At 68.9% G+C, this 1,809-nt stretch carries 2 protein-coding genes and 1 pseudogene; all 3 read left to right on the top strand.

The genetic code is table 11. The features are described from left to right. Positions 1-180: pseudogene (locus tag ACTS11_RS17485) on the top strand (TrkH family potassium uptake protein); the annotation flags it as partial. Between the two features lie 119 nt (positions 181-299). Next, the gene (hfq, locus tag ACTS11_RS17480) at positions 300-533 is read left to right on the top strand and encodes an RNA chaperone Hfq (RefSeq protein WP_442641575.1); all 234 of its coding nucleotides are present in this window, start codon (positions 300-302) and stop codon (positions 531-533) included. Positions 534-591: 58 nt separating this feature from the next. Next, positions 592-1,809 (top strand): GTPase HflX (gene hflX, locus ACTS11_RS17475; protein WP_442641574.1); only part of this gene is annotated, 1,218 nt, incomplete at its 3' end.

Genomic DNA, 1,809 nt, shown 5'->3' with positions numbered 1-1,809 from the left:
GGTCCCGTCGTCGTCAGCGCCGAGACGGGACCGCTGGCCGAAATGGCGGGCGAGGCGCCGGTCTCCTACGCGACGCTCTCCGATCCGGCGAAGCTGATCCTCGCGGCGGCGATGATCCTCGGGCGGATCGAAACGCTGGTGCTCATCGCGCTTTTCAACCCCGCCTTCTGGCGCACGTGAATGCATTTGCGGCAAGTGCCGGTTTCCGGACTGGAAATCCGCTTTCACTCGCACCATAGTCTTTTCGGGACGACACGTCCGCCGGCTAACGGCGGCGACCAGAAAGGCGCGAAGACACCATGGCCGAAAACAAACAGAACCTCCAGGACGCGTTTCTCAATCACGTCCGCAAGACGAAGGTGCCGGTGACGATCTTCCTCATCAACGGCGTGAAGCTGCAGGGCGTGATCACCTGGTTCGACAATTTCTGCGTGCTCCTGCGCCGCGACGGTCAGAGCCAGCTCGTCTACAAGCATGCCATTTCCACCGTCATGCCGGCCCAGCCGATCAACCTCTACGACGGGGACGATTGAGCGCGCCGGACGGAGCCCTTCCATCGACAAGGACCAGAAGGGGACGGCGCGCGCGAAGATGCGCACGCTGGTCCTGCATCCCGACATAAAGAGCGACCGCGACCGGCGCGAACCCGGCCCGGCGCTCGACGAGGCCGTGGCGCTCGCCCACGCGCTCCCCGACATCGAGGTCGTGGGGGGCGATGTCGTGCGCCTGCCCAAGGCGCAGCCCGGAATGCTCTTCGGCTCGGGCAAGATCGAGGAGCTGAAGGCCCGCATCGCCGAGACCGGGGTGGGGCTTGTCCTCATCGACGGCGCGGTGACGCCCGTGCAGCAGCGCAACCTCGAGAAGGAATGGGGCTGCAAGCTGCTCGACCGGACGGGGCTGATCCTCGAGATCTTCGCCGACCGCGCCCGGACGCGCGAGGGCGTGCTGCAGGTGGAGCTCGCGGCGCTCAGCTACCAGCGGACGCGCCTTGTCCGCGCCTGGACCCACCTCGAGCGGCAGCGGGGCGGCCTCGGCTTCGTCGGCGGCCCCGGCGAGACGCAGATCGAGGCCGACCGCCGCGCCATCGACGAGGCGATCACGCGGCTCCGCCGGCAGCTCGCCAAGGTGGTGAAGACGCGCACCCTGCACCGCGAGGCGCGCAAGAAGGTGCCGTTCCCCATCGTGGCGCTGGTGGGCTACACCAACGCGGGCAAGTCGACGCTGTTCAACCGGCTGACCGGGGCGGAGGTGCTGGCCAAGGACATGCTCTTCGCGACGCTCGACCCGACGATGCGGGGCGTGACGCTGCCCGACGGGACCAAGGTGATCCTGTCGGACACGGTCGGTTTCATCTCGGACCTGCCGACGCAGCTCGTCGCCGCCTTCCGCGCCACGCTCGAGGAGGTGCTGGACGCCGATCTCATCCTGCACGTCCGCGACATCTCGCACCCCCAGAGCGAGGAGCAGGCGGCGGACGTCGTGGCGATCCTCGAGGATCTCGGCGTCTCGGGCGCGACGCCGGTGATCGAGGTCTGGAACAAGACCGACCTCCTCAAGGGCCCCGAGCGCGAGACGAAGGAGACCGAGGCCGCGCGCCGCGACGGCATCTTCGCCATCTCGGCGCTGACCGGGGCGGGGCTCGGGCCGATGCTGAAGGCGGTGTCCGAACGGGTCTCGGAACCCCGCCACCGCGCGACGGTCGAGCTTGCCCACGGCGAGGGCCGCCGGCGCGCCTGGCTCTACGGCCAGGGCGTCGTCGAGGAGGAGCGCGAGGAGGCCGAGACCACGCGGCTGATCGTGAACTGGACC

This window comes from Roseicyclus sp. (genome assembly GCF_052168335.1).
In the GTDB taxonomy this organism is placed as follows: domain Bacteria; phylum Pseudomonadota; class Alphaproteobacteria; order Rhodobacterales; family Rhodobacteraceae; genus Roseibacterium.
Note: the sequence above shows the minus strand (reverse complement) of the source record. Positions and strands in the feature narration are given on the sequence as shown.